Source organism: Alkalihalophilus sp. As8PL, from assembly GCF_040939795.1.
In the GTDB taxonomy this organism is placed as follows: Bacteria; Bacillota; Bacilli; order Bacillales; family Bacillaceae_D; genus Alkalihalophilus; species Alkalihalophilus lindianensis.
Genome location: NZ_CP162551.1, coordinates 290889 through 316361, shown reverse-complemented (window position 1 = coordinate 316361; position 25473 = coordinate 290889). Strand labels below are relative to the sequence as shown.

Sequence of the window (25473 nt, the reverse complement as noted above, 5' to 3'; positions counted from 1 at the left end):
TACAAATATTGTACAGTTTGTTGAATAGGATGGAGGACTGAAATGAGAAAAGAAGTTGTTATTGTTACAGGTGCAGGGAATGGAATAGGGCGAGCGGTTGCAAAAGAATATGTCAAAAAGGGTGCGATCGTGATTGCAACAGATATTGATATAGAGGCAGTGAAGGATCTCGTAAACGAAGAAGGAACGTCAAAAGAAAGCGCTGGAATAATTCATGCACTTGCATGTGATGTGAGAGAGGAAAGTCAAATCATAGAAATGGTTAGTCATGTAAAGCAACAATTTGATCGGATTGATATCTTAATTAATAATGCAGGTGTATCTATTTTCAAGTCACCTTTTGAACTCTCTGTAGACGAGTGGGATGATGTGATAAATACTAATTTACGGAGCGTGTTTATTTGTACTAAAGAAGTAGCAACGATCATGAAACAAGAGGGGTACGGCTCGATTGTCAATATTGCCTCAACACGAGCATTTATGTCTGAACCAAACTCTGAGGCTTATGCTGCTTCAAAAGGGGGTATTGTTTCATTAACACACGCTTATGCGGCTAGTCTACAGGATGAGGGAATTCGTGTAAATGCCATTAGTCCGGGGTGGATTCACACAGGACATATGGATAAATTGAGAAGGGTGGATCACGAACAGCATTTCTCCAACCGTGTAGGAACTCCTAAAGATATAGCGCTGGCATGTTTATACTTAACGAATAGAGAAAATTCATTTATCACAGGTGAAAATATCATCTTAGACGGAGGCATGACACGGAAAATGATATATGAACATTGATCACTGATCACTTACAATCATGCACTCATGTTTTCTCTAATCGGTGAGAAACTAATGGAAAAGGAGTGTTAGATTAATGGCAAATAAATCATACCCAACGAGTCAACCGGCTCAACATCAAAATCGACAACCGGGCTTTGAAGAGGAGATGGAACCAAAACCAATTTTTGATCGTCCTCGGTACAAAGGAAGTGGAAAGCTTGAAGGGAAGGTAGCTCTTATTACTGGAGGAGATAGTGGGATCGGAAGAGCAGTCGCGATCGCATTTGCAAGAGAAGGAGCTGATCTTGTAATCGGTTATTTAGATGAACATGATGACGCTCAAATTACAAAGCAATTAGTTGAAAAAGAAGGAAGAAGCTGCCTTTTATTTACTGGGGATATTGGCGAAGAGAGTATCGCGAAACAACTAGTTCAAAAAACGATCGAGACACATAACCAAATAGATATTCTCGTAAATAATGCAGCAGAGCAACATCCTCAAACATCATTAGAAGCCATTACAACTGAACAATTGGAGCGAACATTTAAAACAAATATCTTCTCCTTTTTTCATGTAACCAAAGCTGCCCTCCCTCATTTGAAAGCAGGTGCGAGTATTATAAATACAGCGTCTATTACTGCTTATCAGGGCAATGATCAGTTGATTGATTATTCATCGACTAAAGGAGCGATTGTCAGCTTTACTCGTTCGCTTTCAGAATCCTTAATAAAGCGTGGTATCCGTGTTAATGGGGTGGCACCTGGTCCAATTTGGACGCCGCTGATCCCGGCAAGTTTTGATGCGAGTCATGTGGCTTCGTTTGGTCAAAATTCTCCGATGAAACGTGCAGGCCAACCAGAAGAACTTGCTCCATCGTATGTCTATTTGGCTTCAGATGATTCTTCCTATGTGAGTGGGCAAATGCTGCATGTAAATGGAGGAACGATCGTAAATGGCTAAGTAAAGATGAGTGTTGCATATCCTTAGTTCCAATCCGCTACACTTAATTGTGAGGAGTGATAGAGATGAAACCTTTACAAATTTCAGCAGAGACTGCACAAAAATTATCAAAATCGTTAAATGTTCCGATTGAACAAATTATGCATATGCCACAGCATATTCTACTTGCAAAATTGGCGGAGCTTGAAAAAAAAGAAGAGTCAAATTAAAAAAGCAAGCGTATCCTTTTAGTGAGGATACGCTTGTGTTTGTTTATTAAGAGGCAACTTGATGTTTTGGTTGAGATAGTTCTGAGTTTTGAGTTTCAATAGCTGTTGCTTGTTTGTACGCACAATAGATAAAGAATACAGCAACTAACACATAACCCATCGCAAAATCTGGAGCAGCATTAATAGCTAATGCCGGTGCATGCATAAATCCAACGAAAGAGAGGAAGGCAGCGATTAATGAGAAGATCGTTGCTTGTTTAAAGTTACGATCAATAATAGCAACAGTCATGGCTCCTAATAGAATCGCTGTAAACATCGCTCCTTGACCTAAAGGTACAATCCCTTCCGAAATTCCAGCGACTACCTCACCAGCACCGTTATTAAATCGCGTCATCACATAGTTTGCAAAGTAGGGTAGCATAGCAATCGCTACAGCTGGATAATATTTTTTCTTGTTTGACTCAAAAGCAGTTGTGACCATTGAAAGACCAACGAACACCAGGATTGGTGCAATCGCTGCTAGTGGAATAATCGCAGCAAGGCCTGCAATGACACCTGTAACTGCCGTAATACCAAATACGATCGCATTTAAGATACTATAACCACGTCCTGCTCCCATTTGCTTAGAGCCTACAGTAGCAATATACACGGTAGTAGGGAACAAGCCACCAAAAATTGCACCGATCATCGTACCTGCACCATCCACCGCTTGACATTCACGTACATCATAAGAATCTCCCGCAGCAGACATTGCATCTACATTGTTCATTGTTTCAATCGCATTATATAACGTGATGGGTAAAAGGACTGCCAGTAAACCAATTAAAGCACCGAATAAATACGTCATCCCTTCAAATGCGGCAAATGATGGAAGGATAGGGTAAAATCCGACATTGGCAATCCCTTCAGCAATACTTCCTGGAGATTGATACCCAAGTGCAAAAGCTAAAGCAGTACCAATTATTACTGCAAAAAGTGAAGCTGGAATTTTAAATGGCATCGCTACTTTTCCAACAACTCCCACTAAAATAATAGCAAGTGCTACGAGACCAACAACTGGAATCGAAAAGGTATTAAATAACATTTCACCAGCAATAAACGTAATCGCAACCCCTGCAAGAGCACCTAACATTGCCGCACGAGGGAGGTGGTCACGAACCCAATTTCCAGATAAACTAACCAACGCTTCAACAAGTCCACTTAAAAAGGCTGCAGCAACGGCAATTTTCCAAGCAAGTTCAGGGTTACCGGTTAACGCATTAGCAGGCGCCAACACTCCAAATAAGAAAACAAACATAACGGGAGTACTTATTCCGTAAGATAGGGCAGTAACATCTGTCCGATTTTCTTTTACCGCTAATCGCTTTGCCATATAAGCATAGTAAAGATTACCGACCATAACGGCTACCGCTGCACCAGGAATCACTTTTCCAAAAACAATGCTAGCAGGAAAGCCCATGCCAAGCATGGTGACAGCGATAATGACAAAGTTTGCTAAGTTGTTTTGAAAAAGTGCGAAAAACGCATCAGTATCTTCTTTTTTATATAGTGGATAATGGATTGTATTCGTTGACATATTTGTTCCCCCTTATGATTGAACAGAAACTGTTTCATCTACAAATGTGACCTTACCATCCTCTAGGGAATGAAGACGTGCTAATGATTCAACGCGATATCCTTGTTCATCAAGTTTTACCCTTCCTGGTTGAAAGGATTTTTCGATCACAATGCCAATTCCACTCACATGTGCTCCAGCTTGTTTAACAATATCGATTAATCCAAATGCCGCTTGTCCATTTGCTAGAAAGTCATCAATAATTAATACGCGATCACCCTCATTTAGAAAATCTTTTGAGACGGAAATGTCATTTGTTTGTTGTTTCGTAAAAGAGTAAACCTGACTAATTAATAAATTATCTGTTAAAGTAAGGGATTTTTTCTTGCGTGCAAAGATTAGAGGGACCCCTAAATCAGTCGCTGCCATAAAACTTGGAGCAATTCCTGATGATTCAATCGTTAAAACTTTGGTGATGCCATCTTCTTTAAACCTTGCAGCAAATTCCTTACCAACCTCAGCCATTAAGTGGGTATCAACCTGATGGTTTAAAAAGGTATCGACTTTTAACACCTCATCCGATAATACCCTTCCTCTCTCGCGAATTGCTTTTTTTAGTTGTTCCATATGACACCCTCCCCATAAATTACAACAAAAAACCCGAATCCCAAGGTACCTGCATGACTACAAGTGATACCTTGACATTCGGGTTTACAAAAACCTATCGAGAAGGAAGCCACAGAAATAGGCCCACATACTCAAAAGACGGATGTCAAAAATCACTCATAGTCAAGCCATTTACGGTAGCTTGGTAGAAACTTGTGAGCCATATCCCCACGATTATACGAGTTCATTTTATTTAATGTTTGTGTATACGGGTCATTATAGAGGATTCATTCTTGTTTTGAAAGAGTTTTTTGAAAAAAACGAATAAAAGAGTTAAATTCGGAAAATTCATTCGTTTTTAAGGGGTTTAATTAGACGACTTTCTGGATTTTGAAAATTCCACTAACCCCCTAGCAATTTGCTAAGGGGTTATATGCGTTCATTATAAGGAGGGGGTCTTAGTGATGAGTTAGCATACGTAAGCGGAACCGACAATTACTAATAAGATGAATAATACGACGATTAACGTAAAACCACCTTGATAAGAGTAACCCATATCTGTCAACTCCTTTCTGCTCTGTTCCATACATACTATGTCAAAGCGCTGAGTATGGTTGGGCTAATTCGAAAATTTTTAGGTGAAAGTCAGTATTTCTTAAATCTTGTCTTTTCTTGTTTGAGAATACTCTCTGAGGGGAATAGTACAAACAAGCCTTCCCTTAGTGCGACATTATTTGACAAGGTCCTGCATTCATATTAAAATATGTAAGCGAAATGAATAGGGCAGGATTGTAACTGATTAGATCAGGCAAGACCTTGAGAAACGAATGGGGAGCGCGAGGCTATCTTTATACGTTTTTTTGGGTCTTTTTTCTTTTGTAAAGTAAAAGACGACAAATCCATGTCATGAAATTAATTGAGAGGTGTTTTGAAAATGTTAAAGAAACTATTCGGACTTGATAAGAAAGAAGCTACACCAGTTCAACCTAAACAAGAAATTGTTCACTCACCAATGACGGGTAAATCAGTAGCAATCGAAGCTGTTCCAGATCCTACGTTTGCTGAGAAAATGATGGGTGAAGGAGTCGCTGTTGAGCCAACTAGTGGGACAGTTGTAGCCCCAGTATCTGGTGAGATCATGCAAGTTTTCCCTACGAAGCATGCGATCGGTATTAAAACAGTAGGGGGTGCTGAGATTCTTCTTCATATCGGCCTTGAAACAGTTAATATGAAAGGAGAAGGATTTATAGCCCATGTAAAAGAAGGTGACAAAGTGAAAGTAGGAGACGCATTAGTGGACTTCGACCTTGACCTTGTAAAAGAAAAAGCTGCTAGCATTATTACACCAATCGTTGTGACAAACCAAGACGATTTAGATAGTGTTGTGAAAGAAACAGCGATAGATGTAGTTGCAGGTGAAACACCTCTACTTACATTAAAGATGAAAGGGTAATGACATGTAAGTGAAGCCATTCGCTGGCTTCACTTTTTTCGTGCTACCCTTTAAAGAATCTAAAGCAAGGAGAGCTTTCGCTTTTCTCTAATTTCCGCTACAATAGTTTGGTGTATAGAGTATGTCGGAATAACTAGGAGCATATTGATGAAGATTAATAAAGTGTTGAACAACAATGTAGTCGTAGTAAAAGAAGGTCATGAGGAAATCATTGTGATGGGGTCAGGACTTGCTTTTGGAAAGAAGAAAAATGATGTCATTAATCCTGAGAAAATCGAGAAAGTATTTGTGATGCAAGATAAGAGCGAATACGAGAAGTTTACACAAATCATCCATATGCTACCGGAAGAGCACATCTCACTAGCTGAGCAAATTATTACGTATGCAGAAAAATACTTGCGAACGAACTTGAATGAGCACGTCCATGTTGCCTTAGCTGATCACTTATCCTTTGCGATTGATCGTATTAAACAAGGGTTTAGCTTACATAATAAACTCCTCCATGAAATCAAAGCATTGTATCCCACTGAGTTTGAAGTTGGTAAATGGGCAGTCGAGCTTGTATATGATCAAGTAGGCATTCGATTACCAGAGGATGAAGCAGGTCATTTGGCTCTACATATCCATACAGCTAAAATGAATAGTTCCACTATGAATGAAGTAATGAATACAACTGTAATATTGCATGAGCTCATCACACTAATTGAGGAAACGCTTCAAGTAAGGGTGGAAGAGGAGTCTATCTCATATCAACGGTTAATGACTCATCTTAATTTTGCTTTGAAAAGGGTCGTTGAGCAGCAGCCTTTTCAAGATGTGGACCCTGAAATGCATGATCTTGTAAAAGATAAATATCAACAATCCTATGAAACGTCACTAAAGCTTGCAGCACATGTAAAAGATAGGCTTGAACAGAAGCTCCCACCTTCAGAACTTGTCTATTTGACGTTGCACATACAAAGGATTGAAAAGAAGAAAGAAAATGAGGTGTAAGAAGAATGAAAGGAATTATTTCACTTGGTGAAGCTCTAATAGATTTCATCCCATTAGATGCAGATAATACCACGTATCAAAAAAGCCCAGGCGGAGCCCCTGCAAATGTCGCAGTAGCGTGTGCAAAGTTAGGAGCTAAATCAACATTTGTAGGTAAGGTAGGTCAGGACGTGCTTGGGGACTTTATGAAGGACACATTGAAGAGGCATGGGGTCGACGTTTCTTCTATGATATTAACAAAGGAAGCGAGAACGGGAGTGGTATTTGTCACGTTAGATTCTGATGGTGAACGTAACTTTAGTTTTTACATCGACCCAAGCGCGGATCGTTTTTTAGCAAAAGAAGATCTTAAAGCAGACATTTTTACTACACATAACATCCTTCACTTTGGTTCAATTTCAATGATAAGTGAACCTAGTAAAAGTGCGACAATGGAAGCCGTCAAATTAGCGAAAGAAAACAACCTCATTATTTCATATGATCCTAATTTACGCTTAGGGTTATGGCCTTCAGAAGAAGAAGCAAAAAAGACAATTACCTCAATGTTAAGTGAAGCAGATGTTGTAAAGATTTCTGATGAGGAATTACACTTTATCACAGGGGAAAAAGAGCTTCAAAAAGGAATTGAAAAGTTAGCTCAATATGAAATTCCCGTTCTTTTAGTTACATACGGAAGCAAAGGGAGCTATATACATGTAAAAAAAGAAACGTTGCATGTATCGGCGCGAAAGGTTAAAACCGTTGATACCACTGGTGCAGGGGATGCTTTTGTATCAGGTATTCTATACCAACTTAGTGAGAGGAGCGAGAAAGTTATTGAACTTTCTCAGCAGGATTGGAAAGAAATTATTCAATTTGCATCTGTATCAGGTTCATTAGCCGCATCCACGCGTGGAGCAATGACGGCTCTTCCTACATTAGAAGAAGTTAAAAAACACCTTTCATAATAAATGAACCCTCGAACAACAAGAATGTTCGAGGGTTTATTTATGTAGAATCGCCAGATATTTCAATAATCTCTTAAGGATTTTGCGATATTGTTAGAAAATCCTACAATTTCTTCAACTTACACTTGTTTTCTATTTCTATTTTTGTATAATGATAAATAGTTGGTAGAAAAGTTTGAAAATTGTTAATACTATTAGGCAAAAGGTAATATGCTTCAAAAGAAGGCATGTTTCAGTAAGAGGTGATCAAGTTGGCTTCGGATGTTCCTATTACAATCTCAGAAAAGGCATATGACTATATCAACGAACGAGGAGGTACCTTATTCGTCTCCTTATTTCATGGGAATGCGTCTTGTTGTACAGGTGGCATAACTGAATTAGTTTTGTCAACCAAGAGACCTAGTGGTAGTGATAAATTTCAGAAAATTCAGCATAAAGAAATAGAGTTGCTACTTGAGCCGAATCTTCCTCTAAAAGAAAAAGGATTACAAATCCACCTTTCTTCATTTGGTTGGATCAAGAGATTACAAGCATCAGGCTTACAGAGATTTTAATGAGGAGTTAGGTGAGTGTAATGAAGAATATTGAAATGAAAGAATTTATTAATGAAATGGCTAACCAGTATACGATGCAATTCAATGTGTATCGTGAAGAAAAGCTTGGGAAGACGGAATTAGATTTTTATGCAGAATTTCAACGACGTGATGAGAAATATCTTATGACTAAAACAATTAAAGTGTGGAGTGTAGAAAATCAACAATATGCGTTTGTGAAGAGCCAAGCAAACGGTATCTCGACTGAAGACATTAAGCAATTTGCAAAAGAAATTGATACCCGGATTAAGGAATTCGTACCAGCTAAGCGAGATCATATGTCAACGTATTTTGTCGGATTCATTGTGACCAATCAACCAATAGATAAAAAGGTAATGAAGGAGGTGAGGAAGGCACGGAAGCTGCAATTCTTAAATTATGGTTTACATGGTTGGGCAGATCGATATATTGCCATTGTCGACCTAACAGAGAGAAAAGTATATGTAAATAACAAAGGTAGAGAGTTTGTTAAGGGATTTGAGGATGCCTTACTAAAGGGGGAAGCTAGAGTATGAACTTTTTAACATTAATGATGATCTCAGGTGTGATTTTACTGCTCGCTTATCGTATTTATGGACGCTTTTTAGAAAAAGAATTAAAAGTTGATCCGAATCGTGTTACACCTGCTGTAGAAGTAAATGATGGCATAGAATATGTGCCAGCAAAAAAACCAGTTTTATTGGGGCATCATTTTGCTACTATTGCAGGAGGTGGACCGATCACAGGGCCGATCACAGCGGTTGTATTTGGATGGCTACCTGCTGTACTGTGGATTATTATCGGAAGTATTTTTATTGGTGGAGTGCACGATTATACATCCCTACAAGCATCCATTCGTCATAAAGCTAAATCAATTGGTGCTGTCATTAAAGAGTATATGGGTGGAAGAGGACAGCTTTTATTTCTTACATTCTCGATTGCTACGTTAATTCTTGTGGTCGGCGTATTTATGATCCTTGTAGCTAACACATTCGTTTCTGTGCCTGAAGCAGCTACAGCTTCAGTATTATTCTTAGGAATTGCTCTTATCTTTGGATTTTTTGTCAACCAGCTTCGTGTCAACCTAGTTATTGCAAGTGTGTTTGGTATTATTGCTATGCTCTTATCGATCTGGGTTGGTATTAACTTCCCAATTCACTTAAGCGCGACAACGTGGTCACTTATCCTACTAGGCTATGCGTACGTGGCTTCAGTTATGCCAGTATGGTTATTATTACAACCACGGGATTATTTAAATGCATTTTTATTATATGGAATGATTATTGGTGCTGTTATTGGTATTTTAATTGCATCTCCAACCATTCAATTACCTGCATACACAGGATTCCGTCATGAAACAATGGGCTTTTTATTCCCAATTTTATTCATTACGATTGCATGTGGAGCTATTTCAGGATTCCACTCCCTAGTATCATCTGGTACTACTGCGAAACAGCTTGATAATGAGAAAAACGGAAAGTTCATCGCTTATGGTGGGATGTTGCTAGAAGCATTTCTTGCAATCATTGCCATTGGTTCAGTTGCTTATCTATCGCAAGCAGAGTTTGCAGCGAGAATGGATGCACTTGGTGGTCCAATTGGGACATTTGCTGCAGGTATTGGTCACTTCATGTCATTCTGGGGTATCCCAGAAACGACAGCTGTCACATTTGCTGCGTTAACTGCTTCTGCTTTCCTTTTAACAACGCTTGATTCTGCAACCCGTTTACTACGGTATGCTGTTCAAGAAATTTCAGAGGATCGTGCACCTAAGGCTTTCCAAAACTCACACATTGCAACTGCTACTGGACTTGTAGGTGCTGCAGCACTTGCCCTATCTGGAACTTGGAGTCAAGTATGGCCGCTATTTGGTTCAGCTAACCAAATGCTTGGTGCATTAGCTCTTCTTGCAGTTGCGGTATGGCTAAAGAAGACTGGAGCACGGACATTCTATGTAATTATACCAATGTTCTTCATGTTCTTTGTCACAGTTGCTGCTCTTGGGGTACTTATGTACAACAACTTTGTCGCAAATAACTGGTTGTTATTCGGCTCTGCATTCGTCTTATTTATTCTTTGTATTTTCCTAGCTATTGAAGGTTGGAGAGCACTTACAGAGAAAGAAGAACAAGATCGTACAGTTAAAATGTAAAAAAAAGACGAGTCATTTCATCAATGACTCGTCTTTTTTACGTTTATATTCCGAAGCTTGGGAAGACATATGGTGTTTCAGGTTCTGGAACCTCCGTCATCGCATCAAGGTGGATAAGAGGGATGTGAAAATCATTATACATCGTTTTTCCGATTGAGCCTCTAATGTGTACCCATGTGTCATTTTCATAAAGTGTTGCATCGCTCGTCTCAATCATCGTTCCATATACAGAAGCATCGGCTACACAGCATGTCATTCCAAATCTAGCTACCACTAGTTGATCATCGTCAAAATCAGGTTCTCGGTACACAAAACCTACCATTTCAATTTCTTTTCCTTGGAAACGATCCAAATGTAAATCCAGTACAGTCATAACATCTAGATAATTTTCCTCGGTCACAACTAGGCGATCTTCTTGAAGTAATTCTTCAGCCATCTCATCATAATAAGAATTGAATCCTTCTTCGGTATAAAATTCATCTGCATTAAATTCATCTGTCTCATCAGGTTCAGAAGTTAAGTTATCCATGTAGCCATCTGGATCATTTAAATAGGCTTCTGCTCTAGAAGTAGAAGAAGAGGTAGATTCTGCTGCTCCTTGGGCAGTAGGCTTTGTTAAGATACCAGACCCATATTGAATCCCACGGTTTTGAGCGACGCTACTATCAAGAACTTTATCAGGCAAAACAAATCCAAGTACAATAGGTGCGATGAAAATAGAGTAAATCAAAAGCTTCGTGACGGTTGAGCCTTCCATACTATGGTCAGTACCACAGTCACATAATTCTTCTTCTTCTTGGCCTTTAGATGTACTTCTGATAATTTGTACAACACCTAATATTAAGAACACTCCTGTTGCAAAGTAGATAAATGGCATCATATTCGTCGCAATGTAGTAACGGATGTTACCCGTAATAATAAAGGCAAGTATTAATAGCGCAAACCCAATTAATATAATTCCCCGTATATAAGCATGAAATCCTAAGTCCGTCTCTTTATTCAAATTAAAACACCTCCTACTAAAGTTTCTATCTTAAAGGACTAAAAATTGAAAGGTCATGACAGCTGCAAACACAGATACGGTTACAACGATCATAAATGTGACAACAAAACGAGCTTTAAAGAAAGCAAATAACATGATCGTATTTTTTAAATCTAGCATAGGTCCATACACTAAAAAGGCAATCAATGAACCAGTTGTAAAGGTATTTCCAAATGAGGAAGCTACAAATGCATCCGCTTCTGAACAAAGGGAAAGTAAGAAAGCAAAAGCCATCATTACTGCAGTCGAAGACCACTCATTGCTACCAATTGTTAATAGGATCTCTCTATCTAGGAACGTTTGAAATAACGAAGCAATGAATGCTCCTAATATTAAGTATTTACCCATTAAGAAAAATTCATCTGAAGCATGATAGAGCGTTTGTTTAAAACGATTCATTTTCCGCTTAGGGGTCTGTAGCTCTACAGGCTGGACTCCTATTAATTCATCTTTAGATAATTTGAGTTGATCACTATTTCTAAAAATCACATATAAAATAGCTCCTATAAGGATGGCGAGTAGAAAAGCCAGTCCCATTCGGGCATAGAGGACGGTTAGGTCTGTTCGAAAAGCAAAGTATGTTGAAGCGGCTACAACAGGATTTAAAATAGGTGCCCCTACCAAAAAGACAACCCCTACATGAAGAGGCATCCCTTTTTTGATTAACCTGCGCACAATCGGAACAATGGCACATTCGCAGATTGGGAAAATAGCACCTAAAAACGCAGCGGGTAAGAGAGCAGCAAAAGCATTTTTAGGCAAGTAGCGATGAATCCATTCTTCTTTTACATAGATTTGAATTAAAGCCGAGACGAATACACCGAGTAAAATAAAAGGTACGGCTTCAATAACAATGCTTAGGAAAATCGTATTTACAGTTAACCAAGTATCCGGTACACCAAGACCTGCTTGATCATTTTTGAATGATTCAATGTTAAAAAATAAAATTAAAAATAGTAAGAGCAAGACAAATCCAATCATGTCTTTGCCAAACGAAATAAATGCTCTGAGGACTTTCATAATAGGTGGTATCGACTCCTTTAAACAGTCTATTCATTAACTTATGTAGAGAAGGGAATATCTATGAGAGTTCCTTTGATAGTTTATCATAATTGAACTTTAAAAAGGGAGAAGATTTGAATTCGTAACAGGATTGAAAAATTAGCGAAAAACGTCGAAAAAAAGTGCTAGATTCATGGAAGCTTTCCTGTTACACTACGGGAGTTGCCCGATGGATATTTGAAAAAGGATGGTGATTGAACATGGTTCAGGCTTTAATTATTTTTGTTGCGCAACTGCTATTTGTGCCAGTCTTAACCTTACGTACGATTATGATGGTTAAGGGGATGAAAGAAAAAGCAGCTGCTATGGGGATTCTAGAAGGTATTATTTATGTTGGAGCACTAGGACTAGTGTTCAGTGACTTATCCAACTATTTAAATATGGCATCATATGCGCTAGGTTTTGGGGTAGGTCTTTACATAGGGGCTATTATTGAGCAAAAGCTTGCAATTGGCTATGTAACGATTGAAGTTAATATCATGCAACGGAATGAAGAGTTAACAAATCGCTTAAGAGAAGTAGGATTTAGTGTTTCTACTGCTGAGGTAGAAGGCATGAGCTCTTCACGTTTTAGATTGGATTGCACAGCAAGAAGAGATCGAGAACGCGAATTTATTGACATTGTTAATTCATATGAGCCAAGTGCATTTATTGTTTCATTTGAGCCTCGTAATTTTAAAGGCGGTTACATTACAAAAGCAATGAAAAAACGCAAGGATAATTTCTTGAAAAAGAAAATGAGTGCTTAATAATTGAAGAACATAAGGTTAGCGATTAGCGATCCCTATGTTCTTTTTATTGTTGTAAATAAGAATGATTTTGATTTATAGTGATGTTTATGCTAATTTAATAGAAAAGAATGTGAGGTGTTAGAGGTGAACAAACAGATTCCAGCGTATGTTCTAACAGGATTTCTTGGAAGTGGAAAAACAACGGTACTCCTAAAGATGATTGAGATAGCCAAGGCAAAAAGAATGCAGCCAATCATTGTAATGAATGAACTGGGCGAAACCAATGTAGAACGTCATTTATTTAAGGACATTGAAATGGTTGAACTTTTAAATGGATGTATTTGTTGCACGATTCAAGATGATATGCGAAGTGAGCTTGAACAAATTCTACATACAGAAAATAAAGGAGATATCTTATTCATTGAGGGCACTGGAGTTGCGAACCCGGAGGAAATAATTGAAGCTCTAACTCACCCTCAATTAATTGACCGAGTAAAATTGCAATCGGTTATTAGTGTAATTGATGCAAGTAAATACCTAGACTATCAGAGTAGGTTTCAAAGTGCCAAGGAAGTAAGAGAACTATTAAAACAACAGGTGACCTTTGGAAGTTTAATTGTTTTGAATAAAATCGACTTAACGAGTGATCGGTTGTTAGAAAAAGTGAGGAAGAAGGTACGGAGTGGTAAAAGCGAACAGACCCCGATCGTTGAAACTTCAAATGGGCTTATTGAAGAAGAGGACTTATTTGCTACACGATTTAAATGGGATGAAATGAGTTTTCATCATACTGAGGAAGATGAACACGAACACCATCATCATCACAATCATTCTTTCCAAGCAATTAAAGTTTCCAATGTAGGAAAAGTAAATCGAGTGAAATTTGAAAAATGGTTAAAAAAGCATGATGAAAAAATACTTCGGGCAAAAGGGCTGATTCAAATAAGCGAAACACCGAAAACCTATGATTTTCAATATGCATCCAAGCAGTTGCAACTTACACCAACGTCCCGTCATGATGAGTTAGTGATGATATTCATTGGAATTGGGTTAAATAAGGAAGAACTGATGAATTCCTTTAGGGAAGAGGTTGTTGAATAAATAATGTGGAAGAAGCGGAGCTCTTAAGCTTCGCTTCTTTTGTACTATTTTGCATGTAAACTCAGGACATCAATCCTTTTTCAGATTGAATTGCTTTTGCTTCTTTTAAACAAAGCAGTTTTGCTTCCTCAACAGTATGAGCTTTCAGAGCACGTGTTACAACGCGATTGACGCTAGTAGAAATAGAGCCATTAGCTTGTTTACTTGTGCAAAGGTAGTCACGTTTGGCACATAATTCATCTAAAAATAAATCTAGTTGATTTGATTGCTTAAACTGACTCCACAAGACTAAACCGAATGCAGAGGCTACTTCAACTTCTGAATGCTTTTGGATCTTTTGGAATGTGATTGCTTCCCATACTTGTTCAATTGATCGAAGCTCATGATAAACTTCTTTTTGGGGGATGTAACGTTGGTCTATTACTTTCAACGAATGAGTTGTATCATTCCAATCAACACTTAATGAGCTCATTTATCCACTTCCTTTTTAATACTTGATAATTGCTCTAACAAGAGAGCTTAATATAATCTTTTTGTATAACTTTCCTCTAGTTGTTCTTGAACTTTTTTCACATTTGTCTGCAAGCTTTTAGCATGAGTAACGAGAATCTTAGCTGCATTAGGTAATTCACTTTTCCAACTTGTAGAATCCCATAGATTAGAACGAATAAATGCTTTTGCACAGTGAATAAAACATTCGTCTACTTTCACAATAATGCCAAGCTTTGGTGTCTTTTCTGCTACATTCATCTGCTCTAATAAATTTTGATCTTTTGTGATAAATGCTGATCCATTAATACGTAATGTTTCATTTAAACCAGGGATTAGGAATAGTAAACCTATTTTAGGATTATGTAAGATGTTACGTATTGAATCAAGGCGTTTATTTCCTGGTCGCTCAGGTATGATGAACGTATGGGCATCAATGACTTTAATGAAGCCAGCGGCATCTCCACGGGGCGAGGCATCGCAAAAACCGTTGGAATCAGAGGTAGAAAGAATGACAAAAGGTGATTTTAATAAAAAATCAATGACATGTGAGTCTAAGTAAGAAATCACTTTATTTTTAGCTAAAGGACTGGGCTGACCAATCAATTCTTCTAGCTCTTCAACTGAATGAACGAGCGATTGTGTATTGATATCCATATTCCGCTCCTATTTGTTTGAATTATTCGATTAATTCTTATCTTACTTTACTCTGCTGATTGCGTAAACAGCGAGCTATCAAATAAGTTTAAAAATAACTTATTTAGGGAAACGAATAAGGGATATAGATAAAAGGAGTGAAGTTTGTATGAATGTACTAGTAGTTGGAGCAAATGGAAATGTAGCTAAACAAGCCATTACTGAATTAAGTCAAACAAACCATAAAGCAATCGCTATGATTAGAGATGAAAAACAAACTGAAGCTCTTTTGGATGCAGGAGCCGATCAGGTAGTCATTGCAGATTTAGAAGATGGGATTGATCATGCTTTTGATGGAGTAGATGCAGTGATTTTTGCAGCAGGTTCAGGTGGACATACGGGTGCTGATAAAACGATTTTAATTGATATGTGGGGTGCGATGAAAGTTGTCGATGCTGCAAAAAAATATCAAGTTAAGCGATTTGTGATGCTTAGCTCAATGGGGACGGTGGATCCAGATAGCAGCGACCGTATTAAACCTTACTTGGTTGCTAAAAAAGTCGCAGATGATTACTTAAAACAATCTGGATTATCCTATACTATTGTTCGACCGGGAAGTTTAACAGATGATGAGGCTACTGGAAATATTAAATTAGAACACGAAATTGAAGTTCGTGATACGACGATAACTAGAGCAGATGTAGCGAAAGTCTTAGCTGGTGTTGTTGATCGTGTTAATACGTTTGGTAAGACCTTTGAAATTTTAAATGGAGATACACCTATAGAGGATGCATTAGATCGCGTTTAAATAATGATGAGTAAGCACAAGAAATGTGCTTACTCATTTTTTTTATTTACCTTCATACATATAGATTGAGGTGGTTGCATGGGGGGAGTATTTGTTCTTTTTTATGAAATGCTCGCATTATTAGTTATAGCGAGTATTGGTTTCATTGCAAGAAAGTATGCCATTCTGCCTAAAGAATCAAACCAGGTTATTACAAACGTCATTTTATATATAACGCTTCCCGCCTTAATTCTTTATTCGATGGATATCGTACTTACGTCTGATATTTTAGCTGAATTTATTCTTTTATTCGGTTTATCCATTTATGCTCTTGGTACAGCAACGATTGTTGGGTATGTGATGAGGAAAAAATCTTCAATTGATTCTGAACAAAAAGGGGTGTACGAGGCCTTAATAATTTTTGGTAATCAAGGGTTTATTGGATATGCCGTTACTTACCATTTATTTGGAGAGATAGGGATTTTATATACAGCGATTTTTATGTTGCTTTATCTATTCTTAATTTGGACCTATGCCATTTATTTAGTAGCAAGAAGCTATCAAAGGATTAACATGAAGTTACTATTAGTCAACCCTGGTGTTTTGGCCACCACATTAGGTTTAGTATTTATGATGTTACCTGTTAGCTGGCCTCCTTCAGTTTCCACTTTACTTCTAACACTGGGGGAGATGACGATGCCATTATCAATGTTGCTTATTGGAAGTCTTTTGGCAGGGATTTCTCTTTCAGCTTATAAATCTATTCTATTTTCAAAGTATATTTGGTTGGCTGTGCTAGCCAAACTTATTATTATTCCAATGCTCCTACTTCCGTTTTTGTATCTGCCAATCTCTCTTACGGTAATTGGGGTCGCCATTTTAGTCACTGCAACACCATCAGCACCGACGATTTCAATGTTTGCAGAAAAGTATGGAGGAGATGCCAAGTTTGCAGCTTTAGTGGTTGCAATGAGCACGATGTTCTGCGTAGTGACGATTCCGCTATTTTATGGAATGATTTTATGGCTAATATAAAAAGCGATCCCAATAGGATCGCTTTTCTTTATTCAAGCTCCATAATAAAGTTGGCATCAAAATAAAAGAAAATGAAAATAGCAGCTGCAAAACAGTAGATAGCAAAGTAGATTAGCTTACTTTTCTTTAAGAATTCGATTAACCAAACTATCCCTAACCATGAGAAGATAAAGGTTGCAAGGAAGGCAACAACTAAGGAAAGAATTCCTATATCTGCTACTAAAGAACCGTCAGCAAAATCTCCAATTGCAAACACAGATGATCCTAGGATTACAGGAATTGAGAGTAAGAATGAATAACGAACAGCAGTTTCTTTACTTAACCCAGCAAATAAAGCTGTAATTAACGTTGCTCCTGACCTCGAAATTCCGGGGATAACTGCTAGGGTTTGTCCTAAACCAACAATGACTGAATCAAGGAATGTCATATTTTCCACTGTGCGATTTCCGTATTTAAAGAAACGCTCAATAATAATCAAAAATAATCCTGTTGTAGCTAGTGCAATTGCAATAAAAGGTGGAGTTTTTAAGAAATTTCCGATCGCACCTTCGAGTAATATCCCTAAAATACCTGTAATACCCGTCGCAACAACAATGTAAAGGCCAAATAAAAATTGAACACGATTTTCTTTTGAACGATTACCAAAGAATGAAAAGAACCCCACAATCACTTCTACTAAGTCTTTTCTAAAATAAATAATAACTGCCAAGATAGACGCTAGATGGAGAAAGATCTCAAAGCCAAACCCTGGGAAAGAATACCCTAGTAACATTTGAGTAATAATAATGTGAGCTGTACTTGAGATTGGAAGAAATTCAGTAATTCCCTGAACTATTCCAAAAATAATCGCTTCAATTAATGACATAATCAATTTCCTTCCTTTTGTAAAAATAACATGTGTAAGTAGTTTTGTTTGCTAGTTTAATAACTGCTTCATTCTAGCAAACTTTTAGCTAATAGAAAAGTGTTTGTTCAATAAATCCACCATACGTTCACTATTTTGTTCCTTGCTACTCTATAAATAACTTCCTATACTATAGAGAGATTTAAGTGGAGAACGTGTTAGAGAATGGATGTGAATACATGAAACGAAAAAGAACGCTCATTGTGCTCGTGATTGCTTTTGTTTTAGCCGTGGTAACAATCCTATCAATGGACCGCCAAGAGGTAGGGAATGAAGTGGGTATGATCGCAGAAAACTTTGAGCTGCCGACCTATGATGGGGATCAATCCGAATTTAGTGAATATGAAGGTCGTGTAGTCGTGTTAAATATGTGGGCATCATGGTGTGAGCCATGCCGTGATGAGATGCCTGATTTAATGACTTTACAAGACGATTATAATAGTCAAGGCTTAGATGTTGTGACCGTCAATATGCAAACGTACGAACGCACGTTAAATGATGCACCTGAATTTATAGAAGAAATGGGGCTTACTTTACCGGTTTTCTTTGATGAAGATGGTGTCGTGTCTGACCGATATGGAATACGTGTGCTACCGACAAGCTTTATCATTGATCGCGATGGGGAAATAAAGCATGTCATCGCCGGTGAAGTAAATTATCAAATGTTAGAAGAATTGATACGCCCACTTTTATAAGCCGAGTACATGTTACTCGGCTTTTTCTTATGGGAATGTAAGTAGCAGGGGATAGGTTTCTAATACTTTTTAATTTGACCAATATCAACAGAAACCTTAGGACTGTAAAGAAGGTGAGGTTGACTATTTGGCAGATTAAAGTCAGCTGCCTCGACCAAAGTATTTTTCTCTACGCTTAATGTTGCATATTGTAACGGCCATTGTTCATGTTTGATATTACCATACTGAATCTCTCCATTTTTTTTCGTCTGGTACAAGCGATACCTCTCTGTTAACCAGAACTCAAGTGAATCCTTTTCTGCTTTGAAGATCTTTCCGGTAGGTAAATAGTTTCCCTTAAATATGGCTTCACTTGATTCACGCTTGCTTTCAAAAAAGACCTGACCCTCTTTTGTTTCCATGTGGATATCAGAATAAAAATAGGGCATATCAACAAAAACATTCGCCCCAAGAACACTAACCCTACTATCAGTATCGAGACTGAAGAAGAGAACGCCCTTTTTCCCATCCACTTCTACATATGTCCGAACATTGATCTCAGGCAAAGAAAAGCTTATCATCTCAGGCAATATAGTCGGGTGAATTTTATTCATTAAAAATGCTACCACTCCGATATACGCCTTTCCATTATAAGTATCTACTTTTATCCCTTTTGGCAGCTGCTTTTGCACTACTTCAGGATTCATTGCCCAGTGCGCAAATAATACATTTTCCCAATTCATAGATACCAAGGCGGTTTCATCTTTTTTTAACATCTACACCTCTCCATTCATGTTACCTCTTTACTCTTATATTTCATTTTTTTAACTTCTCTAAACCCTTACAGCAATATTTTTTACACAAACACATAGATCAGTCGCACTGATACATTTGTGGATTAAGGTAGGTTCTGATAAAAAAGAATAAATACGTTCTAATCCATTCATACTATAAGGAAAGACTCAAAATGATAGGGGGAGTATGATGTTTGCAGAACACTGGTCGCAAGTGGAGTCGATTGAATATGAAGATGATACCATTCAAATACTGCTTACAGCATCGCCCCAAAAGCAAGCCATTTTGTATAAATCTTTAACGGAGAAAGTAGAAATTGGAGATGAGGTGCTGTTAAATTGTACAGCTACTTCACTCAAATTAGGGACGGGTGGCTATGATTTTGTAAAGAGTGTAGCTAAAATTGAACCGGGTAATGTTCCGTATACAGGTGATGCTGGACATATTCTGAAGTTGCGCTACACTCCTATGCAGCATCAGGTGTTGTCGATAGAGGCGCAGGAAAGTCCGTTTCACTCATTATTTTTACAGCCGTTTTCGTTAAATGGAAAGCCTATTTTACTAGGTGAATTACATAGTATGATTCCTCTTGTGTATGCAAGCTCACAAGTTATAAAAAAAGATGCACTTGTATGTGTCATTATTGACGATCAAGCTGCGCTGCCCTTGGCCTTTAGTGAACATATGAGAGCGCTAATGAAGGAAAAAAATTTCACAACGATTACAGTTGGTCAAGCTTTTGGCGGGACGTATGAAGCAATCACCATTCAAACAGCTCTTCAGTTTGCTTATACCCATCTTAAGGCGGATGTCATTATGATTTCTGTTGGACCTGGAGTAGTTGGCACGGGTACATATTACGGTTTTACAGGAATGTCATTGGCGAATTGGTCGAATAATGTTGCTGCGCTTAAAGGGCTCCCTCTTTGGATTCCGAGAGTATCATTTGCTGAGAAAAGAGAACGACATAAAGGTATTAGCCATCATACGTTAACACCTCTGAAACAAGCGACTTTATCAAAAGTATTATTAGCATTGCCTCGATTTGATAGAGAGGATCATGAGGTAGTTGTTCGTCAGTTAGAATCTTTAAAACAAGCACTTAACGAGCCGGAAATTAGATGGCTTGACCAAAAAGAAGTAGTTGAACTAACTAAAGAGGCACTAAATCATTCTTCTAGAGTGATCAAAACAATGGGAAGATCCTATCAGGAGGACCCTGCTTTCTTCTGGTCGGTAGTAGCTTCCTTACTGACTAGCTTTAACATAGCGGGAGAATGAATGGTGTTCACCCAATCTTCAACATATTTGTAACGGTTCATTGATTCTTTTAATTTGGCCCTCACTTCCCATGCTTTACCGGCAAGCACGATCCCATTTTCATGTATATAAATCTTCATTCCTCCCACATCCCCTTCATTGAGTTGTATGGTAAACTCATATGTAAGCTGAAAGTCAAAAAGAACAAGGAGCGAGATGTGTGGATCATTTGAATGAAAAAACGATTCAATCAACCTCTATTTATAAGGGGCGTATTATCGATTTACAAATTGATGAAGTAGAGTTGCCTAATGGTAAAACGAGTAAAAGAGAGATTGTAAAACATCCTGGAGCTGTGGCGATTATTCCTATTACTAAAGAAGGGAACATTATTTTAGTAAGACAATTTAGAAAAGCATTAGAGAAAACAATTATCGAAATACCTGCTGGAAAATTAGATGAAGGGGAGGCACCACTAATGTGTGCCAAAAGAGAGTTAGCTGAAGAAACGGGCTATCAATCTTCAGAACTTGAATTCCTATTATCTTTTTATACATCACCAGGGTTTGCAGATGAGATCATTCACCTCTATGTAGCATCAGGGCTTAGTGAGGGGACTACGAACCGAGATGAAGATGAGTTTTTAGATGTGATGGAAGTGACATTAGAAGAGGCAGAGGCTATGGTAGGTGATCAGCAAATACATGATGCTAAAACAGCTTATGCCATCCAGTACTTGCGGATGAAAGAATGGACCAAAGATCAAGATTAATACAAATAAGAGCGTTTCTCCATAATAGGAGAAACGCTCTTTGAAATTAAGAGAGTGCTTGTTGTAAGTCATTAATAATGTCTTCAACATTTTCGATACCAACAGAAAGACGAATAAGCCCATCAGCAATTCCCATTTTGATACGCTCTTCTTTAGGAACAACTGAATGCGTCATAGAAGCGGGGTGCTGAATAAGAGAGTCTACATCTCCAAGACTTACAGCTCGTTTTAATAATTCCAGTTTGTTCATCATAGAAAGACCTGCTTCTAAACCATCTTTTAATTCAAAGCTGATTAATCCGCCAAAACCGTCCATTTGTTTTTTAGCCAGTTCATGTTGTGGGAAGCTTTTAAGTCCTGGATACATTACATTGGTCACTTTTGGATGATTTTCGAGGAATATAGCTACTTGGAGTGCGTTTTGACAATGACGATCCATACGGACACCTAAGGTTTTAATTCCACGTACAAGCAAAAAGGCATCAAATGGAGCAAGAATGCCGCCGATATCTTTTAGTGTCGTGAAACGGATCTCTTCAAGAAAGTCTTCTTTTCCTACTGCAATTCCAGCTATCAGATCTCCATGACCACCAAGATATTTTGTAGCGCTATGAACAACGACATCACATCCGTATTCGAGTGGACGCTGTAAATAAGGAGACATAAATGTATTATCTACAACCGTGGTGATTTGATGCTCCTTCCCGATTTGTCCAATCATTGCAAGATCGATAATTTGCATAGTAGGGTTCATAGGGGTTTCAATATAAATTACTTTTGTGTTTTCTTGAATACTACTAGTGACACTTTCTTCATCTCGCATGTCGCATAATGTGTAATCCACATTGAATTTATCTTTTAAGATGGATAGAAAGCCGAAGGTACAACCATAAAGGCCTCTTGAACAAAGAATATGATCACCAGAGCGCACAAGGCCAAGAAGTATTGCAGAGATGGCAGCCATACCGGAGGCGAACGCTAAAGCTTTTTCTCCTTTTTCAAGTGCGGCGACTTTTTCTTCAAGTGCGGCAACAGTAGGGTTGCCTAGGCGTGAATAGACATAACCAGCTTCCTCACCAGCAAAACGCTTCCCGCCCACTTCTGCACTAGGAAAAACAAACGTTGAGGTTTGGTGAATTGGAAGGGCTAATGAACCAGTTTGTGAATCAGGTTCATAACCTTTGTGAACAGCTAATGTGTGAAATCCGTATGGTTGTTTCGAATTTTTGGATGACATAATATCCCTCTTCTCTATTTTGTAAACGTTTTCATTTTTTAATGAAAAATATAAAGAACTTTCCTACATAAGTGATTCGTTCTTATCTACTATACTAAAAAAATGCTTTTTAAAAAAGAGTATATTCAATCTAGTAACTTCTAGTGTCATAGATATACCTAATACTTCATAGAGTAAGGTAAGAGTGTTTAGGGGAGGTTATTAGATGTTTAAGTATGGAATAAGAGATATGATTACGATCCATTTACAAGAAAATAGATCAATTTATTTGTTTATTACGATTCTGTTTTTGATCGGGATCATTTTTGGAGCCATTGTAGTGAATAGCTTAAGCTTAACGCAAAAGCATGATTTATACATGTATTTGGGGCAGTTTTTCGGACAAGTGTCAGAAGGGAATCTAGCAGAGTCCACAGCAATTTTTAGTCAAAGCTTTGCTCACTATGCAAAATACTTTGGTCTTATGTGGTTATTAGGACTTTCAGTCATTGGGCTCCCAGTTATTTTAATATTATTATTTTTAAAGGGAGTCGTTGTAGGATTTACAGTAGGGTTCCTTGTAAACCAGATGGGAATGTCAGGTTTCTTCTTATCCTTTGTTGCCATCATGCCTCAAAACTTCATTCTTGTACCAGCTTTTGTGATTGTCGGTACAGCCAGTGTATCTTTTTGTTTGAAGATGATTCGACACCAATTTCTTAAGAAAACAACCGTTCCATTCTTTCCAACCTTTATTAAGTATTCTACGTTAATTTTGTGTGTAGGTGCCACCTTGGCTGTGGCATCAGCGATAGAAGCATATATTTCACCAATGTTAATGAGGTTTGTACTAAGTTCTTTTTAATAATTATTATAATTAAAGATTGATTATCTGATTATAAATAATAATCATTATCGATTGACACTAATTTTGTAGATGATTATAATGTAAGGAGGTAAAAGGCTTGGGAGGGACGCATAAAACATGGAGAAAAGATTAGAACGAATTAAAAAGCATTTGCACTCACAAAGCTATAAACTAACACCGCAACGTGAAGCAACTGTGCGTGTGCTACTTGAGCATGAAGAAGATCACTTGAGTGCAGAAGATGTATACCTCCTTGTAAAAGATAAAGCACCAGAAATTGGTCTAGCAACTGTATACCGGACGCTAGAGTTATTAGCTGAATTGAAAATCGTTGATAAAATTAACTTTGGTGATGGCGTATCTAGATTTGACCTACGTCAAGAAGGGGCAGCCCATTTCCACCATCATTTAGTATGTATCGAATGTGGAGCAGTAGATGAAATACAAGAGGATTTACTTGGTGATGTTGAAGAAATTGTTGAACGTGATTGGAACTTCAAAATTAAAGACCATAGACTCACATTTCACGGAATCTGCCATCGTTGCCATGGTAACAAAGAAACAAACAACGAGTAAAAAGAGTTCCGTTCACGATGTGAATGGGCTCTTTTAGTTTATCCAAAATAAATAAGAATAGATTCAGTTTGTGAGGTATAATCCCTTTACTTTTTGGCATAGCTTGTTAGTAATAGCTATTCCAAATTAGTAAGAGGGTGAGAAGATGAAGCAATGGTTCCTCCTTGTTTTACAAAGTATTAAAGTATTTCTCCTATTTATGGGATGCACACTTCTCTTTTATTATGGTATTCTATGGGTAAGTGCTGAATATGAAAGTTACCATCGATATGATGAACCACAAGGGAAAGCAATCAAGGTTATGAGTTATGAGTATGACCAAGTTGATTCCTCTTGGATAGATCGATTAATGCTGTACTATCAATTTGGCGAATAGATTCCTAATCTTGTTTGATTGAGGAGAGGGTGTAGTTGAAAAATGATGTAAGCGAATTTCTACATTACATCCAAATTGAACGTGGACTTGCCGATAATACAATTCAGTCGTATCGTCGCGACCTAGCGAATTATGCAAAGTTTCTAGAAAATGTAGTCAATATTTCTTCTTTTAATGAAGTATCCAGACATATGATTGTAGACTACCTATTTTTTTTGAAAGAACAAGGACGAGCAGAAGCTACGGTAGCTAGAACGATTGCTTCGATTCGTTCATTGCATCAATTTTTACTGCGTGAGAAGCTTTGCGAATCAGATCCATCTGTTCATTTAGATATACCAAAAGCTTCAAAGCGTTTACCAAAAGTGTTATCATTAGAAGAGGTGGAGGCACTACTTACAATTTCTGGTCAAGAGCCTCTAGATTTTAGAAATCGTGCCATGCTTGAAACTCTTTACGCTACGGGGATGCGCGTTTCTGAAATGATTAACCTTACCTTATCTGATACCCATTTATCAATGGGGTTTGTTCGGTGTGTAGGTAAAGGGAATAAAGAACGAATCATACCATTAGGCGGGGAAGCAACGAAAGCGCTTAAATTATACTTAGAAAAAGCAAGACCGAATTTGTTGAAAAAGCATAGCCATGACCTATTATTTGTTAATCATTACGGAAAGCCGCTTTCTAGACAAGGGTTTTGGAAAATCGTGAAAAGGCTAGCCGAGATGGCGAATATTCAAAAGGAATTAACGCCACACACATTGAGACACTCTTTTGCAACACATTTGTTAGAAAATGGGGCTGATTTAAGAGCCGTGCAAGAAATGCTTGGGCATGTTGATATTTCAACCACTCAAATTTATACCCATGTAACGAAAACGAGAATGAAAGACGTCTATGCTAAGCATCATCCCAGAGCATGATCGT

Annotated in this window: 30 protein-coding genes, 1 pseudogene and 1 riboswitch; of the genes and pseudogenes, 20 read left to right on the top strand and 11 right to left on the bottom strand. The window is 37.8% G+C overall.

Annotated features, from left to right (window positions below; all coding sequences use genetic code 11):
- The first annotated feature begins 42 nt into the window (after positions 1-42).
- The 3 genes from AB3N04_RS02930 (at position 43) to AB3N04_RS02920 (ending at position 1944) form a co-directional block, all read left to right on the top strand.
- On the top strand, positions 43-792 hold the full coding sequence (locus tag AB3N04_RS02930; protein WP_368504646.1) for an SDR family NAD(P)-dependent oxidoreductase: 750 nt from the start codon (positions 43-45) through the stop codon (positions 790-792).
- A 76-nt stretch (positions 793-868) separates the two neighbouring features.
- Positions 869-1735 (top strand): SDR family oxidoreductase, encoded by an 867-nt coding sequence (locus AB3N04_RS02925; RefSeq protein ID WP_368504645.1) that lies wholly within the window; start codon positions 869-871, stop codon positions 1733-1735.
- A 65-nt stretch (positions 1736-1800) separates the two neighbouring features.
- Positions 1801-1944 (top strand): YycC family protein, encoded by a 144-nt coding sequence (locus tag AB3N04_RS02920; protein ID WP_317120616.1) that lies wholly within the window; start codon positions 1801-1803, stop codon positions 1942-1944.
- Between the two features lie 46 nt (positions 1945-1990).
- Here AB3N04_RS02920 and AB3N04_RS02915 read toward each other — a convergent pair whose 3' ends face one another.
- From AB3N04_RS02915 to AB3N04_RS02905, 3 genes are all read right to left on the bottom strand, one after another.
- Entirely contained in the window at positions 1991-3520 is a 1530-nt protein-coding gene (locus AB3N04_RS02915) for an NCS2 family permease (protein WP_368504644.1), read from the bottom strand.
- Between the two features lie 12 nt (positions 3521-3532).
- The gene (locus tag AB3N04_RS02910; RefSeq protein ID WP_368504643.1) at positions 3533-4126 is read right to left on the bottom strand and encodes a xanthine phosphoribosyltransferase; all 594 of its coding nucleotides are present in this window, start codon (positions 4124-4126) and stop codon (positions 3533-3535) included.
- Between the two features lie 139 nt (positions 4127-4265).
- Positions 4266-4367: riboswitch (purine riboswitch) on the bottom strand.
- A 207-nt stretch (positions 4368-4574) separates the two neighbouring features.
- A complete protein-coding gene (locus AB3N04_RS02905; protein WP_049779878.1) occupies positions 4575-4661 on the bottom strand; it encodes a YjcZ family sporulation protein in 87 nt (28 codons plus the stop codon).
- A gap of 378 nt (positions 4662-5039) precedes the next feature.
- On the opposite strand from AB3N04_RS02905, the gene AB3N04_RS02900 reads away from it, so the two are divergent.
- The 6 genes from AB3N04_RS02900 (at position 5040) to AB3N04_RS02875 (ending at position 10222) form a co-directional block, all read left to right on the top strand.
- Positions 5040-5558, top strand: a complete 519-nt coding sequence (locus AB3N04_RS02900; protein ID WP_368504642.1) for a PTS glucose transporter subunit IIA — start codon at positions 5040-5042, stop codon at positions 5556-5558.
- Positions 5559-5705: 147 nt separating this feature from the next.
- Positions 5706-6551: a BglG family transcription antiterminator LicT gene (licT, locus tag AB3N04_RS02895; RefSeq protein WP_368504641.1), complete on the top strand. Its 846-nt coding sequence runs from the start codon at positions 5706-5708 to the stop codon at positions 6549-6551.
- Between the two features lie 5 nt (positions 6552-6556).
- A complete protein-coding gene (locus AB3N04_RS02890) occupies positions 6557-7498 on the top strand; it encodes an aminoimidazole riboside kinase (RefSeq protein WP_368504640.1) in 942 nt (313 codons plus the stop codon).
- A 251-nt stretch (positions 7499-7749) separates the two neighbouring features.
- Complete coding sequence (locus AB3N04_RS02885; protein ID WP_368504639.1) at positions 7750-8052, top strand: CC/Se motif family (seleno)protein; 303 nt, start codon at positions 7750-7752, stop codon at positions 8050-8052.
- Positions 8053-8072: 20 nt separating this feature from the next.
- Positions 8073-8606: a hypothetical protein gene (locus AB3N04_RS02880; RefSeq protein WP_368504638.1), complete on the top strand. Its 534-nt coding sequence runs from the start codon at positions 8073-8075 to the stop codon at positions 8604-8606.
- Positions 8603-10222: a carbon starvation protein A gene (locus AB3N04_RS02875; protein ID WP_368504637.1), complete on the top strand. Its 1620-nt coding sequence runs from the start codon at positions 8603-8605 to the stop codon at positions 10220-10222. The genes AB3N04_RS02880 and AB3N04_RS02875 overlap by 4 nt, the downstream gene beginning before the upstream one ends.
- A 43-nt stretch (positions 10223-10265) precedes the next feature.
- Here AB3N04_RS02875 and AB3N04_RS02870 read toward each other — a convergent pair whose 3' ends face one another.
- Together AB3N04_RS02870 and AB3N04_RS02865 are read right to left on the bottom strand one after the other, a co-directional pair.
- Complete coding sequence (locus AB3N04_RS02870; RefSeq protein ID WP_368504636.1) at positions 10266-11225, bottom strand: TIGR03943 family protein; 960 nt, start codon at positions 11223-11225, stop codon at positions 10266-10268.
- A 30-nt stretch (positions 11226-11255) separates the two neighbouring features.
- Complete coding sequence (locus AB3N04_RS02865) at positions 11256-12284, bottom strand: permease (protein ID WP_317120627.1); 1029 nt, start codon at positions 12282-12284, stop codon at positions 11256-11258.
- 242 nt (positions 12285-12526) lie between these two features.
- On the opposite strand from AB3N04_RS02865, the gene AB3N04_RS02860 reads away from it, so the two are divergent.
- On the top strand, positions 12527-13075 hold the full coding sequence (locus tag AB3N04_RS02860) for a DUF2179 domain-containing protein (protein WP_368504635.1): 549 nt from the start codon (positions 12527-12529) through the stop codon (positions 13073-13075).
- Between the two features lie 126 nt (positions 13076-13201).
- Positions 13202-14158 carry a GTP-binding protein gene (locus AB3N04_RS02855; RefSeq protein WP_368504634.1) on the top strand — a complete coding sequence of 319 codons (957 nt, stop codon included), beginning with the start codon at positions 13202-13204 and terminating at the stop codon, positions 14156-14158.
- A gap of 61 nt (positions 14159-14219) precedes the next feature.
- Here AB3N04_RS02855 and AB3N04_RS02850 read toward each other — a convergent pair whose 3' ends face one another.
- Together AB3N04_RS02850 and AB3N04_RS02845 are read right to left on the bottom strand one after the other, a co-directional pair.
- A complete protein-coding gene (locus tag AB3N04_RS02850; RefSeq protein WP_368504633.1) occupies positions 14220-14630 on the bottom strand; it encodes a hypothetical protein in 411 nt (136 codons plus the stop codon).
- 47 nt (positions 14631-14677) lie between these two features.
- Entirely contained in the window at positions 14678-15304 is a 627-nt protein-coding gene (locus tag AB3N04_RS02845; RefSeq protein WP_368504632.1) for a pyridoxamine 5'-phosphate oxidase family protein, read from the bottom strand.
- Between the two features lie 148 nt (positions 15305-15452).
- Here AB3N04_RS02845 and AB3N04_RS02840 point away from each other — a divergent pair, with 148 nt between their 5' ends.
- Together AB3N04_RS02840 and AB3N04_RS02835 are read left to right on the top strand one after the other, a co-directional pair.
- Complete coding sequence (locus AB3N04_RS02840; RefSeq protein ID WP_368504631.1) at positions 15453-16091, top strand: SDR family oxidoreductase; 639 nt, start codon at positions 15453-15455, stop codon at positions 16089-16091.
- A 78-nt stretch (positions 16092-16169) separates the two neighbouring features.
- Positions 16170-17105: an AEC family transporter gene (locus AB3N04_RS02835; RefSeq protein WP_368504630.1), complete on the top strand. Its 936-nt coding sequence runs from the start codon at positions 16170-16172 to the stop codon at positions 17103-17105.
- A gap of 28 nt (positions 17106-17133) precedes the next feature.
- On the opposite strand, the gene AB3N04_RS02830 is transcribed toward AB3N04_RS02835, so the two are convergent.
- Complete coding sequence (locus AB3N04_RS02830; RefSeq protein WP_368504629.1) at positions 17134-17970, bottom strand: undecaprenyl-diphosphate phosphatase; 837 nt, start codon at positions 17968-17970, stop codon at positions 17134-17136.
- A gap of 218 nt (positions 17971-18188) precedes the next feature.
- Here AB3N04_RS02830 and AB3N04_RS02825 point away from each other — a divergent pair, with 218 nt between their 5' ends.
- Positions 18189-18704: a TlpA disulfide reductase family protein gene (locus tag AB3N04_RS02825; protein WP_368504628.1), complete on the top strand. Its 516-nt coding sequence runs from the start codon at positions 18189-18191 to the stop codon at positions 18702-18704.
- Between the two features lie 59 nt (positions 18705-18763).
- On the opposite strand, the gene AB3N04_RS02820 is transcribed toward AB3N04_RS02825, so the two are convergent.
- Entirely contained in the window at positions 18764-19459 is a 696-nt protein-coding gene (locus AB3N04_RS02820; RefSeq protein WP_368504627.1) for a DUF2071 domain-containing protein, read from the bottom strand.
- Between the two features lie 208 nt (positions 19460-19667).
- Between AB3N04_RS02820 and AB3N04_RS02815 the strand changes: the two genes are divergently transcribed.
- Positions 19668-20759, top strand: a complete 1092-nt coding sequence (locus AB3N04_RS02815; RefSeq protein ID WP_368504626.1) for a DUF3866 family protein — start codon at positions 19668-19670, stop codon at positions 20757-20759.
- Positions 20760-20767: 8 nt separating this feature from the next.
- Here AB3N04_RS02815 and mciZ read toward each other — a convergent pair.
- Positions 20768-20878, bottom strand: a pseudogene (gene mciZ, locus AB3N04_RS02810) (Z-ring formation inhibitor MciZ); the annotation flags it as partial.
- 80 nt (positions 20879-20958) lie between these two features.
- Between mciZ and AB3N04_RS02805 the strand changes: the two are divergent.
- Positions 20959-21510: an NUDIX domain-containing protein gene (locus tag AB3N04_RS02805; RefSeq protein WP_368504625.1), complete on the top strand. Its 552-nt coding sequence runs from the start codon at positions 20959-20961 to the stop codon at positions 21508-21510.
- A gap of 46 nt (positions 21511-21556) precedes the next feature.
- On the opposite strand, the gene megL is transcribed toward AB3N04_RS02805, so the two are convergent.
- On the bottom strand, positions 21557-22747 hold the full coding sequence (gene megL, locus AB3N04_RS02800; protein ID WP_368504624.1) for a methionine gamma-lyase: 1191 nt from the start codon (positions 22745-22747) through the stop codon (positions 21557-21559).
- Positions 22748-22952: 205 nt separating this feature from the next.
- On the opposite strand from megL, the gene spoIIM reads away from it, so the two are divergent.
- The 4 genes from spoIIM to xerD all read left to right on the top strand — a co-directional run bounded on the left by spoIIM (position 22953) and on the right by xerD (position 25469).
- Positions 22953-23591: a stage II sporulation protein M gene (spoIIM, locus tag AB3N04_RS02795; protein ID WP_317120640.1), complete on the top strand. Its 639-nt coding sequence runs from the start codon at positions 22953-22955 to the stop codon at positions 23589-23591.
- Positions 23592-23711: 120 nt separating this feature from the next.
- Positions 23712-24170 (top strand): Fur family transcriptional regulator, encoded by a 459-nt coding sequence (locus AB3N04_RS02790; protein WP_368504623.1) that lies wholly within the window; start codon positions 23712-23714, stop codon positions 24168-24170.
- Between the two features lie 145 nt (positions 24171-24315).
- Positions 24316-24546 (top strand): YqzK family protein, encoded by a 231-nt coding sequence (locus AB3N04_RS02785; protein WP_317120642.1) that lies wholly within the window; start codon positions 24316-24318, stop codon positions 24544-24546.
- A gap of 35 nt (positions 24547-24581) precedes the next feature.
- Positions 24582-25469 (top strand): site-specific tyrosine recombinase XerD, encoded by an 888-nt coding sequence (gene xerD, locus AB3N04_RS02780; protein ID WP_317120643.1) that lies wholly within the window; start codon positions 24582-24584, stop codon positions 25467-25469.
- The last annotated feature ends 4 nt before the right edge of the window (positions 25470-25473 follow it).